The sequence below is a fragment of the Syntrophaceticus schinkii genome, assembly GCF_000946815.1.
Lineage (GTDB): Bacteria > Bacillota > DSM-12270 > Thermacetogeniales > Thermacetogeniaceae > Syntrophaceticus > Syntrophaceticus schinkii.
This window is the reverse complement of the sequence record NZ_CDRZ01000091.1, coordinates 1-1,453: the sequence shown is the minus strand read 5'-3', so window position 1 is coordinate 1,453 and position 1,453 is coordinate 1. Positions and strand designations below refer to the sequence as shown.

Annotated in this window: 3 protein-coding genes; 1 reads left to right on the top strand and 2 read right to left on the bottom strand. The window is 37.8% G+C overall.

What is annotated here, in order from left to right; all coding sequences use genetic code 11:
* Positions 1 to 666: 666 nt before the first annotated feature.
* Both SSCH_RS05300 and SSCH_RS16300 read right to left on the bottom strand, forming a co-directional pair.
* Positions 667 to 816: a hypothetical protein gene (locus tag SSCH_RS05300; RefSeq protein WP_156972113.1), complete on the bottom strand. Its 150-nt coding sequence runs from the start codon at positions 814 to 816 to the stop codon at positions 667 to 669.
* A 124-nt stretch (positions 817 to 940) separates the two neighbouring features.
* Positions 941 to 1,264, bottom strand: coding sequence for a hypothetical protein (locus tag SSCH_RS16300; protein WP_052835352.1), 324 nt, complete (start codon positions 1,262 to 1,264; stop codon positions 941 to 943).
* A gap of 6 nt (positions 1,265 to 1,270) precedes the next feature.
* Between SSCH_RS16300 and SSCH_RS20005 the strand changes: the two genes are divergently transcribed.
* Positions 1,271 to 1,453: hypothetical protein (locus SSCH_RS20005; protein WP_232294235.1), on the top strand; the 183-nt coding region annotated here is incomplete at its 3' end.

The following is a 1,453-nucleotide window of genomic DNA, read 5'->3' as shown; positions in this document are numbered from 1 at the left end:
AAAACTAACCTGGGGGAATTTCTTTACCTGGTAGTCCAACGGCTGTACCCTATAAGATGCTGAAACACGACAAATAAGACTGTATTATAAACAAGATACGGATCTCAAAACATCCTATCGGAAACAGGGTGGTGGTTAATGTTACTCATTTTCCGGTTAATTAGCGGATAAAAAAGACAGTAGGGTAAATGTGATTAGGATATTTGGATACATCTGGTTATTAATACGGATTCAGGTACTGTTGACCACTGTGAAGCTATTTACTTGCCGATTTCAGGTTAATTATAATCTTAACTAGTTAATGACATGAGGAGTAGCGGTTTTAGATATTATTGAGACCCTTATTAATTTATTGCTGTTCAACTAGCCCTAATAAATGGTGGGTTCTTACCCTCTGCCAAACCGGCTTCAGCTCTTACCAGATGGATGGCAATCAGCCGGAACTCGTTGAGGCTCTCGCCCCGGAAAACGTGAATCAGCTCGCATCTTGTTCTTCCATATTTTAAGCATCTTTGTTTTGAAGAATTACTTGGCCGTAGGTCAGATCATCTAAATGATCAGCCTCACCTGCTATCAGTTATCTTATTGTAGAACAATTTTCCATGAGTTAATTCAAAGAGGTAGCCTCTTTTTTTTATTAATGCTACCTCTCTGTCCATTAAGTATTTAACCTTTACTACCTATAATTGTTGCTTTACTAGCTGATTTTATTAAATACCATAAACTTAAAACATTTTCCAACTTGAATTTTGACAATTTCTTTTCCATTTCTTCTTGTTTGTTTTCGTTGGTTTCTTTAAAATCATTAATTTCCATAGTAAATACCTCCTTTCTGAGTATTTTTTCCACTATGCATATAGTGCCCCCCGTCATCAAGACATATATTTTATAAAATAAGTTAAAGTGTCTCCTCCTTTTTTTTAATATTAAACTGCCATTTTCAAGGATGTTTGCTGGAAGCAATCAACGGGGTATCTATATCCAAGCGATTTAAGGTACCAGTGTTACGGGTCGGAAGAACCGCTCCACGAAGGTATTGTCCAACGCACGCCCCTGTGCCTTCCATAGAGATCTTAATCTCTTCTGTTTGAAGTAGTTCAACATAGTCCTTGTTGGGAAACTTGCTGTCCCTGTCGCTGTTTATGATCCCCAGTTTTCTAAACATGAAAGACCTTTTCAAGCACTCCAGTACACAATAGCGGTCCATAGGGGTATTTAGTTCGTAATCTACGATATAACGGTCAATGATAACGAATAAATACATGAATCCGTGTCTCAAGCAATTATAGATTATGTCACCATCCCAGACATGAGCAAGACGATTCACTTTCATGTCTTTCAACAGATACGGATGTATATATTTAGAGTAGTTTACTTAGGTTGGGACCCAGGCAAATCCTTGAATCTCTATCACCCGCATCAGTCTCCATCTCGTTCACTGATTGATTTTGCA